This is a genomic window from Vogesella sp. AC12 (genome assembly GCF_024437575.1).
GTDB classification, from domain to species: domain Bacteria; phylum Pseudomonadota; class Gammaproteobacteria; order Burkholderiales; family Chromobacteriaceae; genus Vogesella; species Vogesella indigofera.
In genome coordinates, this window is sequence record NZ_JANFNU010000004.1 from 144281 (window position 1) to 166205 (window position 21925).

Genomic DNA, 21925 nt, shown 5'->3' on the forward strand with positions numbered 1-21925 from the left:
ATGCGTGCCTATCTGTTATTACCAGCGCTGGCGTTGCTGAGCGGCTGTAACTGGGTGATGAATGTCAGTGGCCTGGCCGCCGAGGCCAACAAGGCCATCGGCGCCGCCTGCCGCCAGACCGGCCGTTCGCTGGAGACGTGCTATACCCGCAATCCGGATGCGGACAAGGCGCAGATCTACGCCGGCTGGCGCGAGATGCACGAATACATGGCCAAGAACAAGCTGGAGACCATGGAGCCACCACCGGAGCCGGCGCCGGACTTGTCCGCGCCGCTGGCCGCGGTCGACAGCAGCAGTGCAAAAACGGCGGAACATGCCGCTCAAAAAAAAAATGAGCCAGCCGTAGCCTCGCTGGCACCGCTGGCGAAGCGGCACCCGCTGACCAGCGACGAAGCCGACGAACTGGCGCGCAACGACCCGCAAGTGGAGGCGATCCTGTCGACCATCCGCCGCAACGAACAGTCCGAGGCCAAGCCCAAACCCAGCGGCCCGTCGCCTTCGGAGCAGCGTCTGCTCAGCCTGATCAACGAGCAGAGCGCGCCGCCGGTGGCCGCGGGGCAGGAGGATTCCTTCGGCAAGCCGGCCGCCGTGGTCAAGAAATAATCACCCCTGCTACGCAGCTCGCGGGGACGCCCCGCATTTCCTGTTTCAACCCGCTAGTGCCGGCACTAACGGGTTTTGTCATTTTTTGAAGACGCCATGGCCAAATTCAACAAGACCCTCTATCAATGCACGCAATGCGCGGGCAGCTCGCCCAAATGGCAGGGCCAGTGCCCGCACTGCGGCGAATGGAACACGCTGACCGAAACCGTGGCCGCGCCGGCCCCGGTGGCCAACGCCCGCTACCAGAGCTGGACGGCGCAGACGCAGCCGGTGCAGCAGCTGTCGCAGGTGCAGGCGGCGGAAGTGCCGCGCGAGCCGTCCGGCATCGAGGAGCTGGATCGCGTGCTCGGCGGCGGCATCGTCAAGGGCGCGGTGGTGCTGCTCGGCGGCGATCCCGGCATCGGCAAGTCCACGCTGCTGCTGCAGGCGCTGTCCGCCATCGGCTCGACGCGCAAGGTGCTGTACGTGTCCGGCGAGGAGTCGCCGCAGCAGATCGCGCTGCGCGCCTCGCGGCTGGCGGTGGACGCGGCGCGGGTGCGGCTGTTGTCGGAGATCCGCCTCGAATCCATCCTCGCCACGCTGCAGACCGAGATGCCGGAAGTGGCGGTGATCGACTCGATCCAGACGCTGTATTCCGACCAGGTGACCTCGGCACCAGGCTCGGTGTCACAGGTGCGCGAGTGCGCGGCGCAGCTGACGCGGATGGCGAAGCAGAGCGGCATCACCATCATCCTGGTCGGCCATGTCACCAAGGAAGGCTCGCTGGCCGGGCCGCGCGTGCTGGAGCACATCGTCGATACCGTGCTCTATTTCGAGGGCGACAGTCACTCCAGCTACCGCATGATCCGCGCCATCAAGAACCGTTTCGGCGCCGCCAACGAGCTGGGCGTGTTCGCGATGACCGACCGCGGCCTGAAGGGGGTGTCCAACCCGTCGGCGATCTTCCTGTCCAGCTACCGCGACGACGTGTCCGGCTCCTGCGTGCTGGTGACGCAGGAGGGCACGCGGCCGTTACTGGTGGAAATCCAGGCGCTGGTCGACGATGCCCACGGCTTCCAGCCCAAGCGCCTGACCGTCGGGCTGGAGCAGAACCGGCTGGCGATGCTGATGGCGGTGCTCAACCGCCATGCCGGCATCGCCTGCTTCGACCAGGACGTGTTCCTCAATGCGGTGGGCGGCGTCAAGATCAACGAGCCGGCCGCCGACCTGGCGGTGATCCTGGCAATGGTGTCCTCGCTGCGCAACAAGTCGCTGCCGGAGAAGCTGGTGGTGTTCGGCGAGGTCGGCCTGTCCGGCGAGGTGCGGCCGGTGACGCGCGGCCAGGAGCGGCTGAAAGAGGCGGCCAAGCTCGGTTTCGAGCGCGCCATCGTGCCGGCGGCCAACAAGCCGCGCCAGGCCATCGACGGGCTGGAGGTGATCGGGGTGGAACGCTTGTCCGAAGCCGTGGAATACTGTGCCCGTCGCTGACCGCGGGAGCCGGCATGCCGCCCAGTGTTGAACAGATCGAGGCCGAACGGCCCTACCTGCTGCGCTTTGCGCTGGCACAGCTGCGCGACAGTGCCGCCGCCGAGGACGCGGTACAGGACGCGCTGCTGGCGGCGCTGGAGGCGCGCGAGCGCTTTGCCGGCAAGGCCAGCCTGCGCACCTGGCTGACGTCCATCCTGCGCTTCAAGCTGATCGACATCGTACGCAAGCAGCACCGCGAGGTGGCCACCGACCTGTCCGAGGATCTCGACGATAGTGACCTGGACGGCCTGTTCAGCGCCAGCGGCCACTGGCAGGAAAAAATCAGCGCCTGGGGCGCGCCGGAACAGTCGCTGCTGGCCGCCCAGTTCTGGCAGGTGTACGCGCGCTGTGCCGAGGCGATGCCGCGGCGTACCGCGCTGGTGTTTGCCATGCGCGAGGTGCTGGACATGGACATCAGCGATATTTGTCAGAATCTGGAGATCAGCGCGACCAACTGTTCGGTGATGCTGTATCGCGCACGGATGAGCCTGCGCGAATGTTTGCAGCTGCGCTGGCTGCAGGGGGAAAACGCATGATGCTCAGTTGCCGCGAGGCCAGCCGGCTGATATCCGACGCCATGGATCGCAAGCTCAGCCGCTATGAACAGGTCAGCCTGCAGTTCCACCTGCTGCTGTGCCAGAACTGCCGCCATTTCCGGCAGCAGATGGCGACGCTGCGTGCCGGCATCCGCGAAGGACGCCAGCGCTGACGCTAACGAGAAAAAGCCGGATCACGAGCAGTGATCCGGCTTTTTTTATGGCGGCGCGGCGGCTTAGGAGCCGACCAGGGTGACCACCCCCAGCACCGCGAAGATACAGGCGGCAATGCGGTGCACGGTGGCCACCGGCAGCTTGCGCGCGGCCACTTCGCCCAGCAGTACCGCCGGCACGTTGGCGATCATCATGCCCAGCGTGGTGCCCATCACCACCGCCGGCAGTGCGTCAAAGCGGGCCGACAGCGCCACGGTGGCGATCTGCGTCTTGTCGCCCATCTCGGCCATGAAGAAAGCGATCACGGTGGCGCCGAACACGCCGACGCGGTCCAGCAGCGGCATATCGTCATCCAGCTTGTCCGGAATCAGCATCCACAGCGCCATGGCGACGAAGGAGATGCCCAGCACCCAGCGCAGCAGGTTGTCGGTAATGTAGGCCGACGCGATCTGGCCGAGCCAGGCGGCGGCAAAATGGTTGAGCACGGTGGCCACGAAAATGCCGGCGATGATGGGTAGCGGTTTCTTGAAACGGGCGGCGAGCAGCAGCGCGAGCAGCTGGGTCTTGTCGCCGATTTCGGCCAGGGCGACGATGCCGGTAGAGAGCAGGAAGGCTTCCATGAAATGATCCGGGGGGCTGCGCGGACAACATGATTCTCCGCTGCCGCAGCCCCCGCTACGCACCGGAAAATCATGAGTCTTGCCAGGCCTTGCGGCTGTTTGCGCCATGGTGCGGCCGGATTGCCCGGCGAACCAAGTGTGTTGACGCAAGCCTCTGTCAGTAATGCAGAGCGGCTACTCCCTCAGGACGAGGCGGATTGTACGCGATGGCAGCAGGCGCTTCAAGGTTGGCCGCAAGCGTTGCGGCCAACCCTGGGCCGGATCAGCCCAGTTGCGAGGTGCAGTGCGGGCAGCGCGTCGCCTTCAGCGGAATGCTGGACAGGCAGTAGCCGCACTCCTTGGTGGTGATTTCCACCGGTGCCGCCGGCGCCGGGCGTTGCAGCTTGTTCAACGTCTTGATCAGCATGAAGATGGCAAAGGCGATGATGGTGAAGCTGACCAGCGCATTGATGAACAGGCCGATGTTCAGCGTCACCGCACCGGCTTCCTTCGCCGCCGCCACCGAGGCGTACGGTGCCGCCTTGGCGCCTTCCTTCAGCACGAAGAACAGGTTGGCAAAGTCGACGTTGCCGATCAGCAGGCCGATTGGTGGCATGATTACGTCATCAACCAGCGACTTGACGATGGTACCAAAAGCACCGCCGATGACGACACCAACGGCCAGATCGATGACGTTGCCACGCATGGCAAACTCGCGAAACTCTTTCAGTACGGACATGTTGTTCCCTTCGTTTAATGTCGGATATCAATGACAAGCTAGTATCTGACAGCGGCAAAGGCAATGGCAACGGCTTTTTGCACGCAAAAACCCCCGCGGCCGCCGTCGCGGCAGCGGGGGTGTGCGCCGGCTTCAGGCGGGCTGGGTGTCCGCTTCCACCTCGAAATGGGCGGCCAGCGCCGAGACCCGCGCCGCCTGGTCGGCCAGCTTCTCGATGCCGTGATTGGCGGAACGGATGTGCTGGTGCGACTCGGCAAACTGCTCGGCGATGTGGGCCATGCGCTCGGCGAGGTGGGCGGCGGCGGCGGACTGCTGCGCGTTGGTACCGGCGATGGCCTGCATCATCTGGTTGACGCTGTGCGAGCTGTCCTGCACCCCTTGCAGCTTGGCGGTGGTGCGCAGCTGCGCCTCGGCGCCGGCGCGGGTCTGCTCGGTGATGGTGGCGATGGCGCTGACGGTGCTGTTGGCCGCCTCGCGCACATTGTGGATCAGCTGCTTGATCTGGTCGGTGCTGAGGCTGGTGCGTTCCGCCAGCTTGCGCACCTCGTCGGCGACCACGGCGAAGCCGCGGCCGGACTCGCCGGCACGCGCCGCCTCGATCGCCGCATTCAGCGCCAGCAGGTTGGTCTGGTCGGCGATGTCGTGGATGGTCTGCGTCACCTGGGTGATGCTGTCGATGGCGCTGGCCAGGTCGGTGATGATGTGCTGCGCCTGCTCCACCGACTGGCTCGCCGCCAGCGTGCGCTGCTGCGAGGTGTTCATGTCGGCATTGCTCTGCGCCACGCTGCTGCTGGTGTCGATGCTGAGGCGGGCGGTTTCCTCGGCGTGGCCGGCCACCTGTTCGATGGAGGCGGACAGCTCTTCCACCGCGCTGCTGATCTGGCTGACGCTTTCGTTGCCGGCGGCCATGCGGTTGAACAGCTCGGCGATGCGCTGCTGCATGTGCATGGTTTCTTCGGCCTGCGCGCGCGCGGTCATCTGCAGCTCGTCCAGCATTACCTTGAGGTGTACCTGCATGTAGGCGAGTGCGGTTTCCAGCTTGCCCTGTTCGCCGGCGCGGTTGATGGCCAGCTCGTTGGTGAGGCGACCTTCGGAGATGTTCATGCAGCTGTCCAGCAGGTGCTGCTGGTGCTCGCGGCGGTGTTTTTCCGCCAGCAGCCAGCCCAGCGTCGACAGCGCGCTGGCGCCGATGATCACGCCGCCGGCGACACCGCCGGTCAGCACGCCGGCGCCAAGCACCAGCACCGTGCTCAGGGCGACATGGATGCGGCGGAACCAGGCCAGCGTGCGGCCGGGCGCCTTGGCCTTGGCCAGCGGCTTGCCCTGCATCAATTGTGGATACAGCAGTTTCGCCTCGCGCACCGCCTCCGGCCGCGCCGGGCTGCGTACCGACATGTAGCCGCGGACGGCGCCGCGTTCCTTCACCGGCACCACGAAGGCGTCGACCCAGTAGTAGTGGCCGTTCTTGCAGCGGTTCTTGACCAGGCCGCGCCAGCAGTCGCCGCGCTTCACCGTCTGCCACAGGTCCTCGAACAGCACCGGCGGCATGTCCGGATGACGCACGATGTTATGGTTCTGGCCGAGCAACTCCTCGCGGCTGAAGCCGGACAGCTGGACGAAGCTGTCGTTGGCGTAGGTGATGCTGCCCTTGAGATCGGTTTGGGTAACAATGAGGCCGCTGGTGAACGGCACTTCAATATCATGGACTGGCAGATTCTTTTTCATGATTCGGACACTGAGACGGCTAGGCAATCGTGGAGGTGGATAACGCTGCAAGCCACGCATGGTATAACCACGTCATGGAGCGTGCCATTTATCCGCTTGATCTGGATCAAGGCTGCGCGACTCTGATTTTCCTGTTTAAAATCATCGGAGTTATTGCAGTGGCTTTTAATGAATGTTGCCGTTTGATACGGCAGATTTGTATCGAATCCGATACAGCATGGAGAGAGCGCACATGAAAATCGCCGTTTTCGATAGCAAGCAATACGATCGTCAGGCGCTGACCTTAGCAAATCATGATTACGGTTTTGCGCTGAGCTTTTTCGAGCCGCGCCTCAATGGCGACACCGTGGCCCTGGCCGCCGGCTTCGAGGTGGTGTGTCCGTTCGTGAACGACCGGCTGGACGCGGCGGTGGTGGCCAGCCTGGCCGCCGGCGGCACGCGGCTGGTGGCGCTGCGCTGCGCCGGTTTCAACGGTGTCGACCTGGCGGCCTGTAGCCGGCACGGCATCCGCGTGGTGCGGGTGCCGGCGTATTCGCCGCACGCGGTGGCCGAGCACGCGTTCGCGCTGCTGCTGGCGGTCAACCGCCGCATTCACAAGGCCTACGTGCGGGTGCGCGAGATGGACTTTTCGCTGGACGGGCTGGTCGGCTTCGACCTGCACGGCAAGACCTTCGGCGTGATCGGCACCGGCCGCATCGGCGAGGCGGCGATCGGCATCGCCCGCGGCTTCGGCATGCGCGTGCTGGCCCACGACGTGGCGCAGGACCGGCTGCTGGCCAATCAGCTCGGCTTCAGCTATGTCGATCGCGCCACGCTGCTGGCCGAGTCCGACGTCGTCAGCCTGCACCTGCCGCTGCTGCCGGCGACGCGGCACCTGATCGACGCCACCACCCTGGCGCAGATGAAGCGCGGCGCGCTGCTGATCAACACCAGCCGCGGCGGGCTGATCGATACCCCGGCGCTGATCGAGGCGCTGAAGGATGGCCGCCTCGGCGGGGTGGGGCTGGATGTCTACGAGATGGAAGAGGGCGTGTTCTTTGAAAACCTGTCCGAGGCCGGGCTGCAGGACGACCAGCTGGCGCGGCTGCTGACCTTCCCCAATGTGCTGATTACCTCGCACCAGGGCTTCCTCACCCGCGAGGCGCTGGACAATATCGCCCGCACCACGCTGGGCAATGTGCAGGCCTTCGCCCGCGGTGCGGTGCTGGACAACGCGGTGCACGGCTGACGCCGGCTGCGCTTGCGGCCAACGTTGGCCGCAACCGTCATTCGCGGCCCGGTTGCCATTCGGCAAACTGTGGCTGGCCGCCGCTTGCCAGCCACGGCCGGTCGTGACTGCACCAGATGTGCTGCTGCGGGCTGACGCCGGGGTCGTCGTCCAGCGTCGCCACGCGCACGATGACGTGCGGCTGGCCGGTGCGCTCCGCCACCAGCTGGCTGCCGCAGTGGGTACAGAAGTGGCGCAGCTTGCCGGGAGACGATTCGTAGCTGCCCAGCGCCTGCTGCCCCGCCAGCCAGCGGAAGTGCTGGCGCAGCACGCCGGCAGTGCTGGCAAACGCCGCTGCGTGCGCCTTCTGGCAGGTCAGGCAGTGGCAATGCGTAATCGGCGCGTCGAGGCGGTCGATTTCATAGCGGATGGTGCCGCACAGGCAGCTGCCTTGCATCGGGGATTCCTTTTGTTTTGCGGCCAACGTTGGCCGCAAATAGGTGGCCGCGTGGTTTCCTGTGTCGTTTCCCACTCAGCTTATTGCGCTGCCGGATCGCGGCGGAACAGCCAGGTCTGGGCATCGGACAGCTCCGGCACGAAGGCGTAGCCCTCGCTGTCGAACGCCTTCAGCTGCTCGGCGTCCGTCACTTGCCGCTGCGTCGCCCAGCGCGCCATCAGCCCGCGCGCGCGCTTGGCGTAGAAGCTGATGATCTTGTACTGGCCGTTTTTCAGATCCTGGAACACCGGGGTGACGACGCTGGCGTCGAGCAGCTTCGGCTTCACCGACTTGAAGTACTCGTCGGACGCGAGGTTGACCAGCACCGGCGCCGCCTCGTTCTCCAGCTCGCGATTCAGCGCCTCGGTGATCAGCGTGCCCCAGAACTCGTACAGGTTCTTGCCGCGCGGGTTGGCGAGGCGGGTACCCATCTCCAGCCGGTACGGCTGCATCAGGTCCAGCGGCCGCAGCAGGCCGTACAGCCCGGACAGGATGCGCAGGTGGCGCTGCAGGTAGTCGTGCTCGCTCGCATCCAGCGACGCCGCATCCAGCCCCTCGTAGACATCGCCCATGAACGCCAGTACCGCCTGCTTGGCATTGTCCGGCGTGAAATCCGGCTGCCAGTCGTGGTAGCGGCCGACGTTGAGCTGCGCCAGTGCATCGCTGATGCCCATCAGCTGGCCGATGTCGGCCGGCGACTTGTCGCGCAGCACGCGGATCAGCGCCATGCTGTGATCGAGGAAATCCGGCTGCGTGTACGGTACCGTCCGCGGCGGGGTGTCGAAATCCAGCGTTTTCGCCGGAGAAATAACCATTAACATAGCAATCCTTGTCACGCGCAATGGCAGGGATTGTAACGCAGAGCCGAAACGCTTTTCAGGAGGGATGATGCGAGTATTGGTACAAAGAGTGCGCGAGGCGTCGGTCACCGTCGACGGCCAGGTCACCGGCGCGATCGGAGCCGGGCTGTTGTTGCTGGTCGGCATTGAGGCGCCGGACAGCCGCGGCGACAGCGAGTGGCTGGTGAAGAAGATCAGCCAGCTGCGCATTTTCAACGACGACGACGGCGTGATGAACCGCTCGCTGCTCGACTGCGGCGGCGAGGTGCTGGCGGTGAGCCAGTTCACCCTGTTCGCCACCACCAAGAAGGGCAACCGCCCCGGCTACAGCCGTGCGGCACGGCCGGAGCAATCGTCGCCGATGTTCGACGAATTCGTGCAGTTGCTGGGCACGGCGCTGGGCAAGCCGGTGCCGACCGGGGTGTTCGGCGCCGACATGCAGGTGGCGCTGGTCAACGACGGCCCGGTCACCATCTGGCTGGACAGCAAGACGCCGGAATGAGCGCTTTCCCCGCGCTGCAGAGTGCACGGCTGACGCTGCGCGAATTCCGGCCGCAGGATGCACCGGCACTGTTTGATATCTACCGCGATGCCGTATCCATGCAATGGTTCGGCACCGAGCCGCTGCAGACGCTGGCACAGGCCGAGGCGCAGGTGGCGGTCTTTATCGGCTGGCAGCAGCTGCCCAATCCGTGGCTGCGCTGGGCTGTCGAATCACGGGCCGATCAGCAACTGGCGGGTAGCTGCGGCCTGTTCAAGTGGAATCGCGGCTGGCGCAGTTGCACGCTCGGTTACGAGCTGGCACCGGCTTATCGCGGGCAGGGAATGATGCGCGAGGCGTTGCAGCTGGCGCTGGACTGGGGCTTTGCGAACATGGCGCTTAACCGTATCGAGGCCCAGGTCCACCCGGACAATCTGCCGTCCATCCGTCTGCTGCAGGGCTTGGGCTTTGTGCAGGAAGGGCGTTTGCGCGAGGCCGGATTCTGGCTCGGACAATATCATGACCTGCTGGCGTTTTCCTTGCTGCGGCAGGATTGGGTGCAGCCGTCCTGAATGAAGCGTGGCCAGGTTTGGCCGCGAAATTTTGAATCACGGAAAACCGATAATGACAACACAGATCCCGGCCTTGCTGATCATCGACATGCAGCAGGCGATGGCCATGCCGCAGGCCGGCGAGCGCAACAACCCGCAGGCAGAGGCCAATATCATGCGCCTGCTTGCCGTCTGGCGCGCCGGTGGCCACCCGGTGATCCACGTGCGCCACATGTCGCGCACGCCGCGCTCGCTGTTCTGGCCCGGCCAGAGCGGCGCCGCGTTCCAGCCGGCATTCCAGCCGCTGGACAGCGAGATGGTGTTCGAGAAGAACGTGCCCGATGCCTTCACCCACGGTGCGCTGGAGCGCTGGCTGCACGTGCGCGGTATCCGCCGCCTGCTGCTGGTCGGCGTCAGCACCAACAACTCGGTGGAGGCTACCGCGCGCAGCGCCGGCAATCTCGGCTTCGACACGCTGGTGGTCAGCGATGCCACTTTCGCCTTCTCCAAGGCTGACTACCACGGCACGCCGCGCAGCGCGGACGAGGTGCACGCGATGGCGCTGTCGAATCTGGATGGCGAGTATGCGCGGGTGCTGAGCAGCGAGCAGGCACTGGCCTTGCTGGCGGCGGACTAAGAGCCGCTAACAAAACCCCTGATCCTGCGTTGCGCCTCCTTGCCGTACGACTTGTACTGTCTGCGTCGGCGCGCCTTGGCTCAGGTGCTCTGCGAGGTTTTGTTAGCGGCTCTAACTACTGTCGCCGCTCAGGCGTGCCGCTGTGTCGCCTGCCAGCGTTCGATGGCGTGGCAGGCCGGGCTCAGGATGTCGTCGTGGTCGGCGGCCAGGTTTAGGTTGTCCGCCGCCATGCTGCGCAGCCAGGTGATCTGGCGCTTGGCCAGCTGGCGGGTGGCGGCGATGCCGCGCTCGACGAATTCGGCGTGGCTGTACAGGCCGTCCTGGTATTCCCACGCCTGGCGGTAGCCGACGCAGCGCATCGACGGCAGCTCCAGCGACAGCTGCGGCCAACGTTCGCGGATGCGGCTGACTTCGTCGAGGAAACCCTGCTCCAGCATGATGTGGAAGCGTAGCGCGATGCGCTGGTGCAGCCAGCTGCGCGCGTCCGGATTCAGTGCCAGCCGCAGCAGGTTGCCGCGCGCGGCGTCGTCGCGGCCGCGTGCCAGCAGCGCCGACATGGTGTCGCCGCTGAGCAGGCAGATTTCCAGCGCGCGCTGGATGCGTTGCGAGTCGTTGGGGGCGAGGCGGGCGGCGGTGACGGCGTCGAGGGCGGCGAGACGCGCGTGCATGGCCGGCCAGCCGAGGCGGGCGGCGTCGGCTTCCAGCTGCTGGCGCAGCGCCGGATCGGCCTGCGGCAGGTCGGACAGGCCGTCGGTCAGCGCCTTGAAATACAGCATGGTGCCGCCGACCAGCAGCGGCAGCTTGCCGCGGGCGTGGATGTCGGCGATCAGGCGGTTGGCGTCGGCGTGAAACTGCGCCGCGGAGTAGGCGTCCGTGGGGTCGATGATATCGATCAGGTGGTGCGGGCACTGCGCCATTTCCGCCGCGGTCGGTTTGGCGGTGCCGATGTCCATGTCGCGGTAGACCAGCGCGGAATCGACGCTGATGATTTCGACCGGGAAGCGCTCGGCCAGCGCCAGCGCGAGGCCGGTCTTGCCGGAGGCGGTGGGGCCCATCAACAGGATGGCGGCAGGATGATCGGACATGGTGGTGTCAGGCTAAGGAAATGGCCGGCCATTGTCGCATGGCGTGGCCGGCTGCGGCCAACGTTGGCCGCAGCTGCGACTCACCGGCGTGCTGCCGTTCAGCGTTCCAGCAGGTGGCGCTTGTCCTTCACCGGCAGCCAGTCGGCGTGGTCGGGCAACGCGTCAATCTTGGCGGACAGCACCGGCCACAGTGGCGTCAGCTCGGCGTTGATGGCGATGAAGTCCTGCTGGTCGGCCGGCAGGTCTTCCTCGGCGAAGATCGCCTCTGCCGGGCATTCCGCCACGCACAGCGTGCAGTCGATGCACTCGTCGGGGTCGATCACCAGGAAATTGGGGCCGGCGTGGAAGCAGTCCACCGGACAGACATCGACGCAGTCGGTGTATTTACATTTGATACAGGCTTCGGTTACAACGTGCGTCATCTGGGCGCGCTCCTTTGATGGTGGGTGTCCGGGGTAATGCTTGAGTTGTTTAGTCAATATTTTAGTCGTATCTCTCTATTTTCGCTGCTCCTGCCATGTCCGTCACTGCCCCCGTTCCCGTTTTGCCCTATCGCGGCCGCTTTGCGCCCAGCCCCACCGGCCTGCTGCACGCCGGCTCGCTGACCACCGCGGTCGGCAGCTATCTGGAAGCCAAGCGCCACGGCGGCGAGTGGTGGCTGCGCATGGAAGACCTCGATCCGCCGCGCGAGATGGCCGGTGCCGCCGACGCCATCCTGCGCACGCTGCAGGCGTTCGGCTTCGAGTGGGACGGCGAGCTGGTGTACCAGCATGACCGTCACGAGCGGTACCGCGCGGCGCTGGCGCAGCTGGTGGCGCAGGGCGACGCCTACGGCTGCGCGTGCACCCGCAAGGAAATCGCCGCCGCCGGCCATCACGGCGCCGACGGCATGGTCTATCCCGGCACCTGCCGTCACGGCGTGGCACCGGGGCGCAGCGCACGGGCGTGGCGGCTGCGGGTGGACGACAGCCGCACCGCGTTTCACGACTGGCTGCAGGGCGAGTACGGCCAGCGCCTGCAGAGCGAGATCGGCGATTTCGTGCTGCTACGCGCCGACGGTTTCTGGGCCTACCAGCTGGCGGTGGTGGTGGACGACATCGCGCAGGGCATGACCGACATCGTGCGCGGGGCCGACCTGCTGGTGTCGACGCCGCGCCAGCTGTGGCTGCGGCAGAAGCTGGGCGGGCCGGCGGTGACGCACTGTCACCTGCCGCTGATGGTCAACGCCGCCGGTGAAAAGCTGTCGAAGCAGACGCTGGCGCCGGCAATCGACGCCAGGTCGGCCGCCGCCGGGCTGCGGCAGGCGCTGACGCGACTGGGGCATGCGCCGCCGGCAGAAGCGGGCGACGTGGCCGAGCTGTGGCAGTGGGCGCGCGGCAACTGGCAGCTGGCGCGGGTGCCGCCGGGACCTATCGTCATTGCATAGTGAACTTGGTATACAATCGCCACCCTTTCGCCAGACGGGCCTCTTTCGAGGCCCGTTTGTCATGGCAGAGCAACCGGAACAGGTTGCCAGGGTGCCGCTGCCCGGCGGCGGCACGCAGACAGAGCAACAGCGGCCGCGCCGCCCCATTCAGGACCCTCAACCCATCATGCAGGATTTCATCGCTTGCACGGCCGCCGCGCCGTGCCCGTTTCCCCGCTGGCGTCAGCGTTCTTCCGCACGGAGGACCGCATGAGTCACGCTCCGCAACCCGCCGCCAAAGGCAAACTCGGCATCTGGATGTGCACCGCGCTGGTGGTGGGCAACATGATCGGCTCCGGCGTGTTCCTGCTGCCGGCGTCGCTGGCGCAGTACGGCGGCGCCTCGCTGATCGGCTGGGTGATCACCTCGCTGGGCGCGATCTGCCTCGCGCTGGTGTTCGCCCGGCTGGCGACGCTGCTGCCGCACAAGGCCGGCGGCCCGTATGCCTATATCCACGAAGGCTTCGGCGATTTCGCTGGCTTCCTCATCGCCTGGGGTTACTGGATCGCGCTGTGGGCCGGCAATGCCGCGCTGACCGTGGCCGGCGTCAGCTATCTGGGGGTGTTCTTCCCGCAGCTGAACGACAGCAACCTCGCCGCCGGCGCCACCGCCATCGGCCTGATCTGGCTGGTGACGTGGATCAACAGCCGCGGCGCGCAAAGCTCGGGCCGCGTGGCCATCGTCACCACCCTGATCAAGCTGCTGCCGCTGGCCGGGGTCACCGTCGCCGGTCTGCTGTACCTCAACCCCGATTTTGTCGTGTTCAACCCGCAGCACAAGCCGCTGTCTGAGGCGATCCCGGCGACCATGGCGCTGACGCTGTGGGCCTTTCTCGGGCTGGAGTCGGCGTCGGTGCCGGCCGGTGATGTAGACCGGCCGGAGCGCACCATCCCGCGCGCCACGGTGCTGGGCACGCTGCTCGCCGCCGCGCTGTACATTGCCAGCACCGTCGCCTTGCAGGGGCTGATGCCGGCGGCAACGTTGGCCGCATCGGCGGCGCCGTTTGCCGATGCCGCGCGCAGCCTGTGGGGCGAGTGGGCGTACTACGCCGTCGGCCTCGGCGCGGTGATTTCCTGCTTCGGCGCGCTCAACGGCTGGTGCCTGATGCAGGGCCACATCCCGGCCGCCGCCGCGCGCGACCGGCTGTTCCCGGCCTTCTTCAAGCGCGAGAACGCGGCCGGCGTGCCCATCGTCGGCCTGCTGCTGTCCACGCTGCTGGTCACCATTCTGCTCGCGTGCAAGTACGCCGGCGGCGACAGCGGGGTGCAGATCTTCGAGTTCGTGATTCTGCTGGCCACCGCCACCACCTTGCTGCCGTACGCGTTCTGCGCGATGGCGCTGTTGGCGGTGATGCTGCAGCGCCACCGGCAGTTCCGTCCCCGCGACTGGCTGGCGCCGCTGGCGTTCTCCGGCGGCGGCTTCGTGTTCGCGCTGTGGACCATTTTCGGCTCCGGGGCCGAGGTGGTGATGTGGGGTGTGCTGCTGCTGCTGGCCGGGCTGCCGGTGTATTTGTGGCAGTTGAGAGAGCGGTTGGTGAAAGGCTAGGCCTTGTATGACAGGGCAGGCGTTATTCGCGCTTGGCTCCCCGTGTAAAAAATGCCCGGTGAGTTATGCTCACCGGGTGTTTGGTTCGCGGCCAACGTTGGATACTTTTTTGGGGGGATGTGCCTGTGGCTTATCTGTGCTATCGGTAGTTTTAAAATATCCGCGGTGTGTGGTTGGTGGCATTAGTTTGAACGCATAGTTAGCCCTTATTCGAGATTACGAACTTCGGTGACAACGGCGTCTTCCACCAGTGTGGGGGCTGCTAAAATGGCCTCTACTCGGCCTGACTGCCGACGAACAGGATGAACAACTGAGTTGAACACTGATACGAATTGGTGTCGCTGTAGGATGGCCAAAACTGGATTAATGTAGTGGAGTACATCTTGGTGATTGATGCCTCGCGAGAATGCAGCAACTTTCCGCCCTCCACCAGCTTGCTTATATAGTTTTCGAAGAATAGTAAGAAATGCCTTCATCTGGGGAGGGACGCCAAGCTTGAGGACTGCATTGTTCGTAGACATATTGTCAAAGGTCTCAATTTCAGAGTCCTCTGATATGACTGATATTGGCACACCGGCCCTGTTGCTGGCTCCAATAACGCGACTAACAAGACAGGATGAGAATGTGACACCCTGTTTAATGACAGACTCGGCTAGTTGGACTTCTCGAACAGTGCAGTTTCGGAAGGTAACGTTTTTAAGGGTCACTTCGTCAAGTGAAATCCGATCTAAGGCTGCATTTTCTATCGTTAAACCATGCAAGTTGAGTTCAGTCCTGTCACTTTGCGTAGCAAAGCGTATAGCTAGGGAAAGACAGTCCGCTGCATATTGGTGGGTGCCGCGCTCATGCGGTGAAGAGAGCAGAAGCTGACTGCACACACTTTGCAGTGTGTCAGCGGTCGCTCCGTTCTTACCCAGAATGTAAGCTGCCATATCCTGAGCCTGCTCGCTCAGTGCTGCCAGCGGCACTGTTTTAACGTCCCGAAAACTCGTCAAAACATGGTTTGCGAAAGCTCCACCCTGAAGTGCAGCCAACATATCAAAATCTACGAATGAACGTGTTCCAGATTCAGCGTCCCGCTGTGCAAGACCGGGAAGTCGTTGAAGCTGCGCCAAGACGCCTTCGCCAGCAGATTGTCCTGTTTCTGCTGTATAGGCCTCCGCAAGGTCTACCCCTGAAATTGGCCCTGTTCCGTTTGCTTTTGCTCGGACAGAAAACGCGAGACGTTCAAGTACTGCTCGAACGGTCGTTGATTCCATCACTGATCTTTCAAGCGATGCTTCGCGGGTGCAAATGGCCTCAAGGAAAGCATCCCAAGCGTTCCCAAAACCCTTTGTTCCATCAATTGAAAGTACCTGATTGAAGAGGTCGTGCCTAAGCAAGTAAGACATCAAGAGGGGTTTGCGTGGTAACCAATCGGGAAGCGATTGATTGATTCCATGTCTTCGCAGGAATTCATTGGCACTGTGTTCATCAAACTCTCCCAAGTCAACCGCTATAAATTTCCTTCCTGTGAGCCCAAGTGCGCTAGCAAGTTCTGCATCAGAGTCAAAGTACTGGTCACGACCACAGATGAAAATTCCGACTTCTGCGGGAAGTTTTTGGGTAAAGTCGCGCACTCCAGTTAGTGCTCGACGGCGCGCCTCTCTCATAAAATTCTTATTTTCGGTGCGAACGACCGATTGTGCGGCAACCTCATCGAACCCATCGAGTAATAGAGAGCACATACCTGCTCTCCAAGCGACTACAGTATCTTCGCGAGGCGTGTAGCCAATTGATCTGGCATGCCGATCCAACATCTCATCGCAATAGTCCTCACCCCAATGCTCTCGTAGGTTGAGTGTCAGTGGCACAGATTTTGTTGTGTCTTTGGTATGGGCTGCAGCTAGTTTTTTGAAAATTTCACGTGTGGTGAGGCTCTTGCCTGATCCAAATGGAGCTTTCAATACAACAATATCGCCGGCCAGTATTCGAGTGCAAATTTGATCAAGCGTTATCTCTCGTCCTGTCATTGGCTTCGTTGTTGACGTATCAAAACCTACACGCATAGGCAAGGGTACGTAAGTGTTGTCGGGCAAAGATGTAGAGTCAGTGAGTGGATCTCTAGCAGATCCAAAGGGAGCCTTTCTTCTGAGCGATAAGTATTTTGCACCATCGAAGAATCGGCGTTGAAACTGAGCCAAGGTTAGAGTTTGTACGTTCTGTTTACGTGCATGTTCTATATGTTGTGCATCAAGTTGATTTTCGGTGATAAGCCATTTGGAAACGGCAGCAGCTTGCGTCTGTTCTATTCTCTCGGCTGACAAAAGCTTCTTGCAGTCGTCTTTTACTTTGTCAAGTCGCGTACTGGTGGTGACCATCAACAGGTGTGTGATGTCGCGCAGTCTGGCGATTCCATCTATTTCGCGGACGACTGGGTCGTTTGGGTAGTGCATTGGCTGACACTGCCCTGGTTGAAGGTTCCATACGGCCTCAGCAATGCGCCGCACTTCGGCTTCAAAAGACATATTTGCTTTGTAGTTAGAAGACATGATTTCACACAATTAAACTGCATTGATTTGGAGGTGGCTAACTTGTAATGCACCCCTATATGGGAATGCATATCAGTTGTACGACGTGCATGGTTGGTAATGATAATTCAATATTTCATCGTTACCAATAATTACTTAATCATGCTCAAAAACACACGCAGTTACAGATAGCTCCATGCAGTCAATTTCTGATGGTGTTGTCCTGCTTTCCTGCCGATTTTTATCCCGCCCAGCACGGATTTCTAGATGATCAGCCGCCGTCTGTGGCAAGCGGCTGATCTGCCGGCAAAACCAGCTTGCCAAGGCGGCTTTCGGCAACGATAATGCGCCCATTCCGCAGGAGAGAGCCGCGCCGGGCCAAACCGGACGCCGCCGCCGAAGGCGCAAGTGCACCCGCAATCGCTCAGGCAAAAGGACTGCAAGAATCGGGCCGTAATCGGCCCGCAGAATCTGGAGAGCGGCGCGTACAGCGCCCACCGAAGGGGCTAACGGCGCAATGCCGGAAAATCTCAGGTGCAGGGACAGAGGGGTGTGAGGTAGGGACAAATCTCACTCCAAGGACTTGCAATGACGGCCCCGAAACGTACCCCTTTATTTGATGCCCACGTCGCTTCCGGCGCGAAGATGGTTGATTTCGCCGGCTGGGAAATGCCGATCCACTACGGCTCGCAGCTGAAAGAGCACGAGATCGTGCGTAGCGACGCCGGCATGTTCGACGTGTCGCACATGACCGTGGTCGACATCAGTGGCAGCGACGCCAAGGTCTGGCTGCAGAAGCTGATCGCCAACGACGTGGCCAAGCTCGGCTTCGAAGGCAAGGCGCTGTACTCCGGCATGCTCAACGAGCAGGGCGGCGTGGTCGACGATCTGATCGTGTACCTGACCGCCACCGGCTACCGCATGGTGATCAACGCCGGCACCACCGAGAAAGACCTGGCATGGATGGACAAGCAGTCCGCCGGCTTCGACGTGCAGCTGCAAGTGCGCCGCGACCTCGCGATGCTGGCGGTGCAGGGCCCGAAAGCCATCGAGAAGGTCTGCGCCGTCAAGCCGGCCCTGGCCGAATCCATCCAGGCACTGAAAGTATTCCAGGGTCTGCCGTCCGGCGAGTGGTTCTACGCCCGCACCGGCTACACCGGTGAAGACGGCCTCGAAATCATGATCCCGGCCGATCAGGCCATCACCTTCTTCAACGAGCTGAAAGCCGCCGGCGTGGCGCCGATCGGCCTGGGCGCGCGCGATACCCTGCGTCTGGAAGCCGGCATGAACCTGTACGGCCACGACATGGACGAGACCGTGTCGCCGCTGGAAGCCGGCATGGGCTGGACCATCGCCTGGAATCCGGAAGAGCGCGACTTCATCGGCCGCAAGGCGCTGGAAGCGCAAAAAGCCGCCGGCGTGCCGATGAAACAGGTCGGCCTGGTGCTGGAAGGCCGCGGTGTGCTGCGCGAAGGCCAGAAGGTCGTGGTCGACGGTGCCGAAGGCATCATCACCAGCGGCACCTTCTCGCCGACCCTGAAACACTCCATCGCCATCGCCCGCGTCCCGGCTGCCACCGGCGCCACCGCCCAGGTTGACCTGCGCGGCACGCTGACCGAGGTGCGTGTGGTGAAAATGCCGTTCGTGCGCAACGGCAAGAAAGTTTTTGAATAAGCTGGTGTATAACGACGGGGCGAGCCGAGGCAGTCCCGATCCACACCATGACAACGCATTTTTCTGGAGAGAAACCATGAGCAACATTCCTGCCGAACTGAAATACGTATCCAGCCACGAATGGCTGCGCCTGGAAGCCGACGGCTCCGTGACCGTAGGCATCACCGAGCACGCGCAAGAGCTGCTGGGCGACATCGTATTTGTCGAGCTGCCAGCCGTTGGCGCCAACCTGGCGGCCGACGAGCAAGCCGGTGTGGTGGAATCGGTGAAGGCCGCGTCCGACGTGTACGCGCCGATCGCCGGTGAAATCCTGGAAGTGAACGCCGAACTGGAAGCCAACCCGGAGCTGGCCAACAGCGAGCCGTACGCCGCTGGCTGGTTCTTCAAGATCAAGCCGGCCAACGCCGCTGATCTGGACGGCCTGCTGGACGCAGCGACTTACGCTGCCGAAATCGGCGCCTGATGAACGAGCCCTGCTGTCGTCAGACAGTAGGGCTTTTTGTTTTTTAGCCACGGACCACACGGAAACACACGCCCCACCGGCAGCCTGCCTGCCCCGTGTCCTTCCGTGTGTTTCGTGGCTTATTCAGCAAACGGAATCGAAGACATGTCGCTCTCGCAACTCTTCAATCATCAAGAATTCATCGCCCGCCACATCGGCCCGTGCGAATCCGAAAAAGCCGACATGCTGGCCGCCATCGGCGTCAGCTCCGTCGAAGACCTGGTGGCACAGACCGTGCCGGCCGGCATCCGCTTCAACCGCGCGCTGGACCTGCCGCCGGCGATGCGTGAAGCCGACGCACTGGCGGCACTGAAAACCGTCGCCAGCAAGAACATCGTCAACAAGTCCTTCATCGGTCTGGGTTACTACCCGGTACAGGTGCCGGGCGTGATCCTGCGCAACGTGCTGGAAAACCCGGGCTGGTACACCGCCTACACCCCGTACCAGGCCGAAATCGCCCAGGGCCGCCTGGAAGCGCTGCTCAACTTCCAGCAGATGGTGATCGACCTCACCGGCCTGGAGCTGGCCAACGCCTCGCTGCTGGACGAAGCCACCGCCGCCGCCGAAGCGATGACGCTGGCGCGCCGCGTGTCGAAAGTGAAATCCGAGCAGTTCTTCGTCGATCGCCGCGTGCTGCCGCAGACACTGGACGTGCTGAAGACCCGCGCCGAATACTTCGGCTTCGAGCTGGTGCTGGGCCATCCGGAAGAAGCCGGCAACGGCGACTACTTCGGCGCGCTGTTCCAGTACCCGGGCGAATCCGGCGAGCTGCTGGACCTGACCCCGTACATTGCTGCGGCAAAAGCCCGTGGCGCGGTGGCCATCGTGGCTGCCGACGTGATGGCGCTGGTGGCACTGAAGTCGCCGGCCGAAATGGGCGCCGACGTGGCGGTGGGCAACACCCAGCGCTTTGGCGTGCCGATGGGCTTTGGCGGCCCGCACGCTGCCTACTTCGCCTTCCGCGACGACATGAAGCGTTCCGCGGCCGGCCGCATCATCGGCGTGTCCATTGATGCCAAGGGCAAGACCGCGCTGCGCATGGCGCTGCAGACCCGCGAGCAGCACATCCGCCGCGAAAAAGCCAACTCCAACATCTGCACCTCGCAAGTGCTGCTGGCCAATATGGCCGGCATGTACGCGGTGTACCACGGTCCGGAAGGCGTCAAGCGCATCGCCACCCGCATCCACCGTCTGGCGGCGATCTTCGCCCACGCGGTGAAGACCGCCGGCGGCAAGCTGGTATTCGACCGCTTCTACGACACGGTACAGGTTGAGCTGGGCGATCGTGCGGCCAACGTTTACGCCGCGGCACTGGCCGCCGGCATCAACCTGCGCGATGCCGGCAACGGCGTGCTGGGTGTGGCCTTCCACGAAGCCGCCACCGAGGCGGACCTCGCGCAGCTGATCGAGCTGTTCACCGGCAAGGCCGCCGACATCGCCGCGCTGGACGCGGCCGCAAGCGATGCCATCCCGGCCGCGCTGAAGCGCGAATCGGCGATCCTGTCGCACCCGGTGTTCAACGAGCACCACAGCGAGCACGAGATGCTGCGCTACCTGAAGAAGCTGGAAAACCGCGATCTGGCGATGAACCACTCGATGATTTCGCTGGGCAGCTGCACCATGAAGCTGAACGCCACCAGCGAGATGATTCCGGTGACCTGGCCGGAATTCGCCAACATGCACCCGTTCGCACCACGCGACCAGGCCGTTGGCTACCTGGAAATGATCGAAGGCCTGCAACAGCAGCTGCTGGCGATCACCGGTTTCGACGCGATCTCGATGCAGCCGAACTCCGGCGCGCAGGGTGAATACGCCGGCCTGCTGGCGATCCGCCGCTACCACGCCAGCCGTGGCGAAGCGCACCGCAGCGTGTGCCTGATCCCGCAATCGGCGCACGGTACCAACCCGGCTACCGCGCAGATGCTGGGCATGCAGGTGGTGGTGGTGAAAACCGACGACAACGGCAACGTGGACATGGCCGATCTCAAGGCCCGCGTCGAGCAGCATGCGGCCAACCTTGGCGCGCTGATGATCACCTATCCGTCCACCCACGGCGTGTTCGAGGAAGGCATCAAGGAAATCTGCGCCCTGATCCACGCCAACGGCGGCCAGGTGTACATGGACGGTGCCAACATGAACGCGCAGGTGGGCCTGACCCGTCCGGCCGACATCGGCGCCGACGTGCTGCACATGAACCTGCACAAGACCTTCTGCATTCCGCACGGCGGCGGCGGCCCGGGCATGGGTCCGATCGGCATGAAGTCGCACCTGGCGCCATTCATGGCCAACCACGTGGTGTCGGAAGTGCCGGGCGCAGTGGCCGGTCAGAGCGCGGTCTCCGCCGCGCCGTTTGGCTCCGCCTCCATCCTGCCGATCTCCTATATGTACATCGCGATGATGGGTGCGGAAGGCATGAAGCACGCCACCGAAATGGCACTGCTGAACGCCAACTACCTGATGCAGAACCTGTCGGCACACTATCCGGTGCTGTACACCGGCGCCAACGGCCGTGTCGCGCACGAGTGCATCATCGACCTGCGTCCGCTGAAGGCCGCCTCCGGCGTCACCGAAGTAGATGTCGCCAAGCGCCTGATGGACTACGGTTTCCACGCGCCGACCATGAGCTTCCCGGTAGCGGGCACGCTGATGATCGAGCCGACCGAATCGGAATCCAAGGCCGAGCTGGACCGCTTCATCGCCGCCATGGTCGCCATCCGTCAGGAGATCGACAAGGTGCAGAGCGGCGTCTGGCCGCTGAACGACAACCCGCTGGTCAACGCGCCGCACAGCAAGGCCGACATCACTGGCGAGTGGACGCGTGCCTACAGCCGCGAAGAAGCGTTCTTCCCGCTGCCTTACGTGCTGGACAACAAGTTCTGGCCTAGCGTGAACCGCATCGACGACGTGTACGGCGACCGCAACCTGGTGTGCAGCTGCCCGTCGGTAGAGGAGTACGAATAAGCCGAGTACGAGTAAGCAGCGTACGAGTCAGCGCGCCTGCGGCCAACCCTGGCCGCCACGCAAGCAAAACCCCGCCGGAGACGGCGGGGT

Annotated in this window: 21 protein-coding genes and 3 riboswitches; of the genes, 13 read left to right on the top strand and 8 right to left on the bottom strand. The window is 63.5% G+C overall.

The annotated features are described in order from the left end of the window. From NOM55_RS08795 to NOM55_RS08810, 4 genes are all read left to right on the top strand, one after another. A complete protein-coding gene (locus NOM55_RS08795; protein ID WP_047967205.1) occupies positions 1–603 on the top strand; it encodes a hypothetical protein in 603 nt (200 codons plus the stop codon). Positions 604–699: 96 nt separating this feature from the next. After that, positions 700–2070: a DNA repair protein RadA gene (gene radA / locus NOM55_RS08800; RefSeq protein ID WP_255908279.1), complete on the top strand. Its 1371-nt coding sequence runs from the start codon at positions 700–702 to the stop codon at positions 2068–2070. Positions 2071–2084: 14 nt separating this feature from the next. After that, the gene (locus NOM55_RS08805; protein ID WP_255908280.1) at positions 2085–2645 is read left to right on the top strand and encodes a sigma-70 family RNA polymerase sigma factor; all 561 of its coding nucleotides are present in this window, start codon (positions 2085–2087) and stop codon (positions 2643–2645) included. Next, positions 2642–2818, top strand: coding sequence for a zf-HC2 domain-containing protein (locus NOM55_RS08810; protein WP_202902739.1), 177 nt, complete (start codon positions 2642–2644; stop codon positions 2816–2818). Before NOM55_RS08805 ends, NOM55_RS08810 begins: the two co-directional genes overlap by 4 nt. A gap of 63 nt (positions 2819–2881) precedes the next feature. Here the strand turns inward: NOM55_RS08810 and NOM55_RS08815 are convergent, their stop codons facing one another. The 3 genes from NOM55_RS08815 to NOM55_RS08825 form a co-directional block, all read right to left on the bottom strand. Then, positions 2882–3439, bottom strand: a complete 558-nt coding sequence (locus tag NOM55_RS08815; RefSeq protein ID WP_255908281.1) for a TMEM165/GDT1 family protein — start codon at positions 3437–3439, stop codon at positions 2882–2884. A 52-nt stretch (positions 3440–3491) separates the two neighbouring features. Beyond that, a riboswitch (yybP-ykoY riboswitch) is annotated at positions 3492–3634 on the bottom strand. A gap of 67 nt (positions 3635–3701) precedes the next feature. Then, entirely contained in the window at positions 3702–4157 is a 456-nt protein-coding gene (mscL, locus tag NOM55_RS08820) for a large-conductance mechanosensitive channel protein MscL (protein WP_255908282.1), read from the bottom strand. A gap of 132 nt (positions 4158–4289) precedes the next feature. Then, positions 4290–5882: a PAS domain-containing methyl-accepting chemotaxis protein gene (locus tag NOM55_RS08825; protein ID WP_255908283.1), complete on the bottom strand. Its 1593-nt coding sequence runs from the start codon at positions 5880–5882 to the stop codon at positions 4290–4292. Positions 5883–6114: 232 nt separating this feature from the next. Between NOM55_RS08825 and NOM55_RS08830 the strand changes: the two genes are divergently transcribed. Continuing rightward, the gene (locus NOM55_RS08830) at positions 6115–7110 is read left to right on the top strand and encodes a 2-hydroxyacid dehydrogenase (RefSeq protein ID WP_255908284.1); all 996 of its coding nucleotides are present in this window, start codon (positions 6115–6117) and stop codon (positions 7108–7110) included. A gap of 37 nt (positions 7111–7147) precedes the next feature. On the opposite strand, the gene NOM55_RS08835 is transcribed toward NOM55_RS08830, so the two are convergent. Then, on the bottom strand, positions 7148–7546 hold the full coding sequence (locus tag NOM55_RS08835) for a GFA family protein (RefSeq protein ID WP_255908285.1): 399 nt from the start codon (positions 7544–7546) through the stop codon (positions 7148–7150). An 80-nt stretch (positions 7547–7626) separates the two neighbouring features. Next, a complete protein-coding gene (gene yaaA / locus NOM55_RS08840) occupies positions 7627–8406 on the bottom strand; it encodes a peroxide stress protein YaaA (RefSeq protein ID WP_255908286.1) in 780 nt (259 codons plus the stop codon). Between the two features lie 64 nt (positions 8407–8470). Here yaaA and dtd point away from each other — a divergent pair, with 64 nt between their 5' ends. The 3 genes from dtd to NOM55_RS08855 are packed head-to-tail and all read left to right on the top strand — an operon-like array spanning position 8471 to position 10093. After that, positions 8471–8926, top strand: coding sequence for a D-aminoacyl-tRNA deacylase (gene dtd, locus NOM55_RS08845; RefSeq protein ID WP_370687872.1), 456 nt, complete (start codon positions 8471–8473; stop codon positions 8924–8926). Continuing rightward, positions 8923–9477: a GNAT family N-acetyltransferase gene (locus NOM55_RS08850; RefSeq protein ID WP_255908287.1), complete on the top strand. Its 555-nt coding sequence runs from the start codon at positions 8923–8925 to the stop codon at positions 9475–9477. The genes dtd and NOM55_RS08850 overlap by 4 nt, the downstream gene beginning before the upstream one ends. A gap of 52 nt (positions 9478–9529) precedes the next feature. Then, positions 9530–10093, top strand: a complete 564-nt coding sequence (locus NOM55_RS08855) for a cysteine hydrolase family protein (RefSeq protein WP_255908288.1) — start codon at positions 9530–9532, stop codon at positions 10091–10093. A 128-nt stretch (positions 10094–10221) separates the two neighbouring features. Here the strand turns inward: NOM55_RS08855 and miaA are convergent, their stop codons facing one another. Both miaA and fdxA read right to left on the bottom strand, forming a co-directional pair. Further along, a complete protein-coding gene (gene miaA / locus NOM55_RS08860; RefSeq protein ID WP_255908289.1) occupies positions 10222–11178 on the bottom strand; it encodes a tRNA (adenosine(37)-N6)-dimethylallyltransferase MiaA in 957 nt (318 codons plus the stop codon). 98 nt (positions 11179–11276) lie between these two features. Then, positions 11277–11600 (bottom strand): ferredoxin FdxA, encoded by a 324-nt coding sequence (fdxA, locus tag NOM55_RS08865; protein WP_255908290.1) that lies wholly within the window; start codon positions 11598–11600, stop codon positions 11277–11279. Positions 11601–11695: 95 nt separating this feature from the next. Between fdxA and gluQRS the strand changes: the two genes are divergently transcribed. Together gluQRS and NOM55_RS08875 are read left to right on the top strand one after the other, a co-directional pair. Then, positions 11696–12604, top strand: a complete 909-nt coding sequence (gene gluQRS / locus NOM55_RS08870; protein ID WP_255908291.1) for a tRNA glutamyl-Q(34) synthetase GluQRS — start codon at positions 11696–11698, stop codon at positions 12602–12604. Between the two features lie 249 nt (positions 12605–12853). Beyond that, complete coding sequence (locus NOM55_RS08875) at positions 12854–14188, top strand: amino acid permease (protein WP_255908292.1); 1335 nt, start codon at positions 12854–12856, stop codon at positions 14186–14188. A gap of 206 nt (positions 14189–14394) precedes the next feature. On the opposite strand, the gene NOM55_RS08880 is transcribed toward NOM55_RS08875, so the two are convergent. After that, positions 14395–16731, bottom strand: coding sequence for a hypothetical protein (locus NOM55_RS08880; RefSeq protein ID WP_255908293.1), 2337 nt, complete (start codon positions 16729–16731; stop codon positions 14395–14397). A 315-nt stretch (positions 16732–17046) separates the two neighbouring features. Then, positions 17047–17148: riboswitch (glycine riboswitch) on the top strand. An 11-nt stretch (positions 17149–17159) separates the two neighbouring features. Beyond that, positions 17160–17254: riboswitch (glycine riboswitch) on the top strand. A 32-nt stretch (positions 17255–17286) separates the two neighbouring features. Between NOM55_RS08880 and gcvT the strand changes: the two genes are divergently transcribed. The 3 genes from gcvT (at position 17287) to gcvP (ending at position 21835) form a co-directional block, all read left to right on the top strand. Continuing rightward, on the top strand, positions 17287–18372 hold the full coding sequence (gcvT, locus tag NOM55_RS08885) for a glycine cleavage system aminomethyltransferase GcvT (protein ID WP_255908295.1): 1086 nt from the start codon (positions 17287–17289) through the stop codon (positions 18370–18372). A 76-nt stretch (positions 18373–18448) separates the two neighbouring features. Further along, a complete protein-coding gene (gene gcvH, locus NOM55_RS08890; protein WP_047967190.1) occupies positions 18449–18835 on the top strand; it encodes a glycine cleavage system protein GcvH in 387 nt (128 codons plus the stop codon). Positions 18836–18979: 144 nt separating this feature from the next. Further along, positions 18980–21835 carry an aminomethyl-transferring glycine dehydrogenase gene (gene gcvP, locus NOM55_RS08895; RefSeq protein ID WP_255908297.1) on the top strand — a complete coding sequence of 952 codons (2856 nt, stop codon included), beginning with the start codon at positions 18980–18982 and terminating at the stop codon, positions 21833–21835. Positions 21836–21925: the final 90 nt, after the last annotated feature.

Coding starts and splice junctions, on each gene's coding strand:
- gcvP (WP_255908297.1), top strand. CDS start 18,980: ATGTCGCTCTCGCAACTCTTCAATCATCAAGAATTCATCGCCCGCCAC.
- NOM55_RS08805 (WP_255908280.1), top strand. CDS start 2,085: ATGCCGCCCAGTGTTGAACAGATCGAGGCCGAACGGCCCTACCTGCTG.
- radA (WP_255908279.1), top strand. CDS start 700: ATGGCCAAATTCAACAAGACCCTCTATCAATGCACGCAATGCGCGGGC.
- NOM55_RS08810 (WP_202902739.1), top strand. CDS start 2,642: ATGATGCTCAGTTGCCGCGAGGCCAGCCGGCTGATATCCGACGCCATG.
- NOM55_RS08835 (WP_255908285.1), bottom strand. CDS start 7,546: ATGCAAGGCAGCTGCCTGTGCGGCACCATCCGCTATGAAATCGACCGC.
- NOM55_RS08825 (WP_255908283.1), bottom strand. CDS start 5,882: ATGAAAAAGAATCTGCCAGTCCATGATATTGAAGTGCCGTTCACCAGC.
- miaA (WP_255908289.1), bottom strand. CDS start 11,178: ATGTCCGATCATCCTGCCGCCATCCTGTTGATGGGCCCCACCGCCTCC.
- mscL (WP_255908282.1), bottom strand. CDS start 4,157: ATGTCCGTACTGAAAGAGTTTCGCGAGTTTGCCATGCGTGGCAACGTC.
- NOM55_RS08850 (WP_255908287.1), top strand. CDS start 8,923: ATGAGCGCTTTCCCCGCGCTGCAGAGTGCACGGCTGACGCTGCGCGAA.
- dtd (WP_370687872.1), top strand. CDS start 8,471: ATGATGCGAGTATTGGTACAAAGAGTGCGCGAGGCGTCGGTCACCGTC.
- NOM55_RS08815 (WP_255908281.1), bottom strand. CDS start 3,439: ATGGAAGCCTTCCTGCTCTCTACCGGCATCGTCGCCCTGGCCGAAATC.
- gluQRS (WP_255908291.1), top strand. CDS start 11,696: ATGTCCGTCACTGCCCCCGTTCCCGTTTTGCCCTATCGCGGCCGCTTT.
- NOM55_RS08795 (WP_047967205.1), top strand. CDS start 1: ATGCGTGCCTATCTGTTATTACCAGCGCTGGCGTTGCTGAGCGGCTGT.
- yaaA (WP_255908286.1), bottom strand. CDS start 8,406: ATGTTAATGGTTATTTCTCCGGCGAAAACGCTGGATTTCGACACCCCG.
- NOM55_RS08855 (WP_255908288.1), top strand. CDS start 9,530: ATGACAACACAGATCCCGGCCTTGCTGATCATCGACATGCAGCAGGCG.
- fdxA (WP_255908290.1), bottom strand. CDS start 11,600: ATGACGCACGTTGTAACCGAAGCCTGTATCAAATGTAAATACACCGAC.
- NOM55_RS08875 (WP_255908292.1), top strand. CDS start 12,854: ATGAGTCACGCTCCGCAACCCGCCGCCAAAGGCAAACTCGGCATCTGG.
- gcvH (WP_047967190.1), top strand. CDS start 18,449: ATGAGCAACATTCCTGCCGAACTGAAATACGTATCCAGCCACGAATGG.
- NOM55_RS08830 (WP_255908284.1), top strand. CDS start 6,115: ATGAAAATCGCCGTTTTCGATAGCAAGCAATACGATCGTCAGGCGCTG.
- gcvT (WP_255908295.1), top strand. CDS start 17,287: ATGACGGCCCCGAAACGTACCCCTTTATTTGATGCCCACGTCGCTTCC.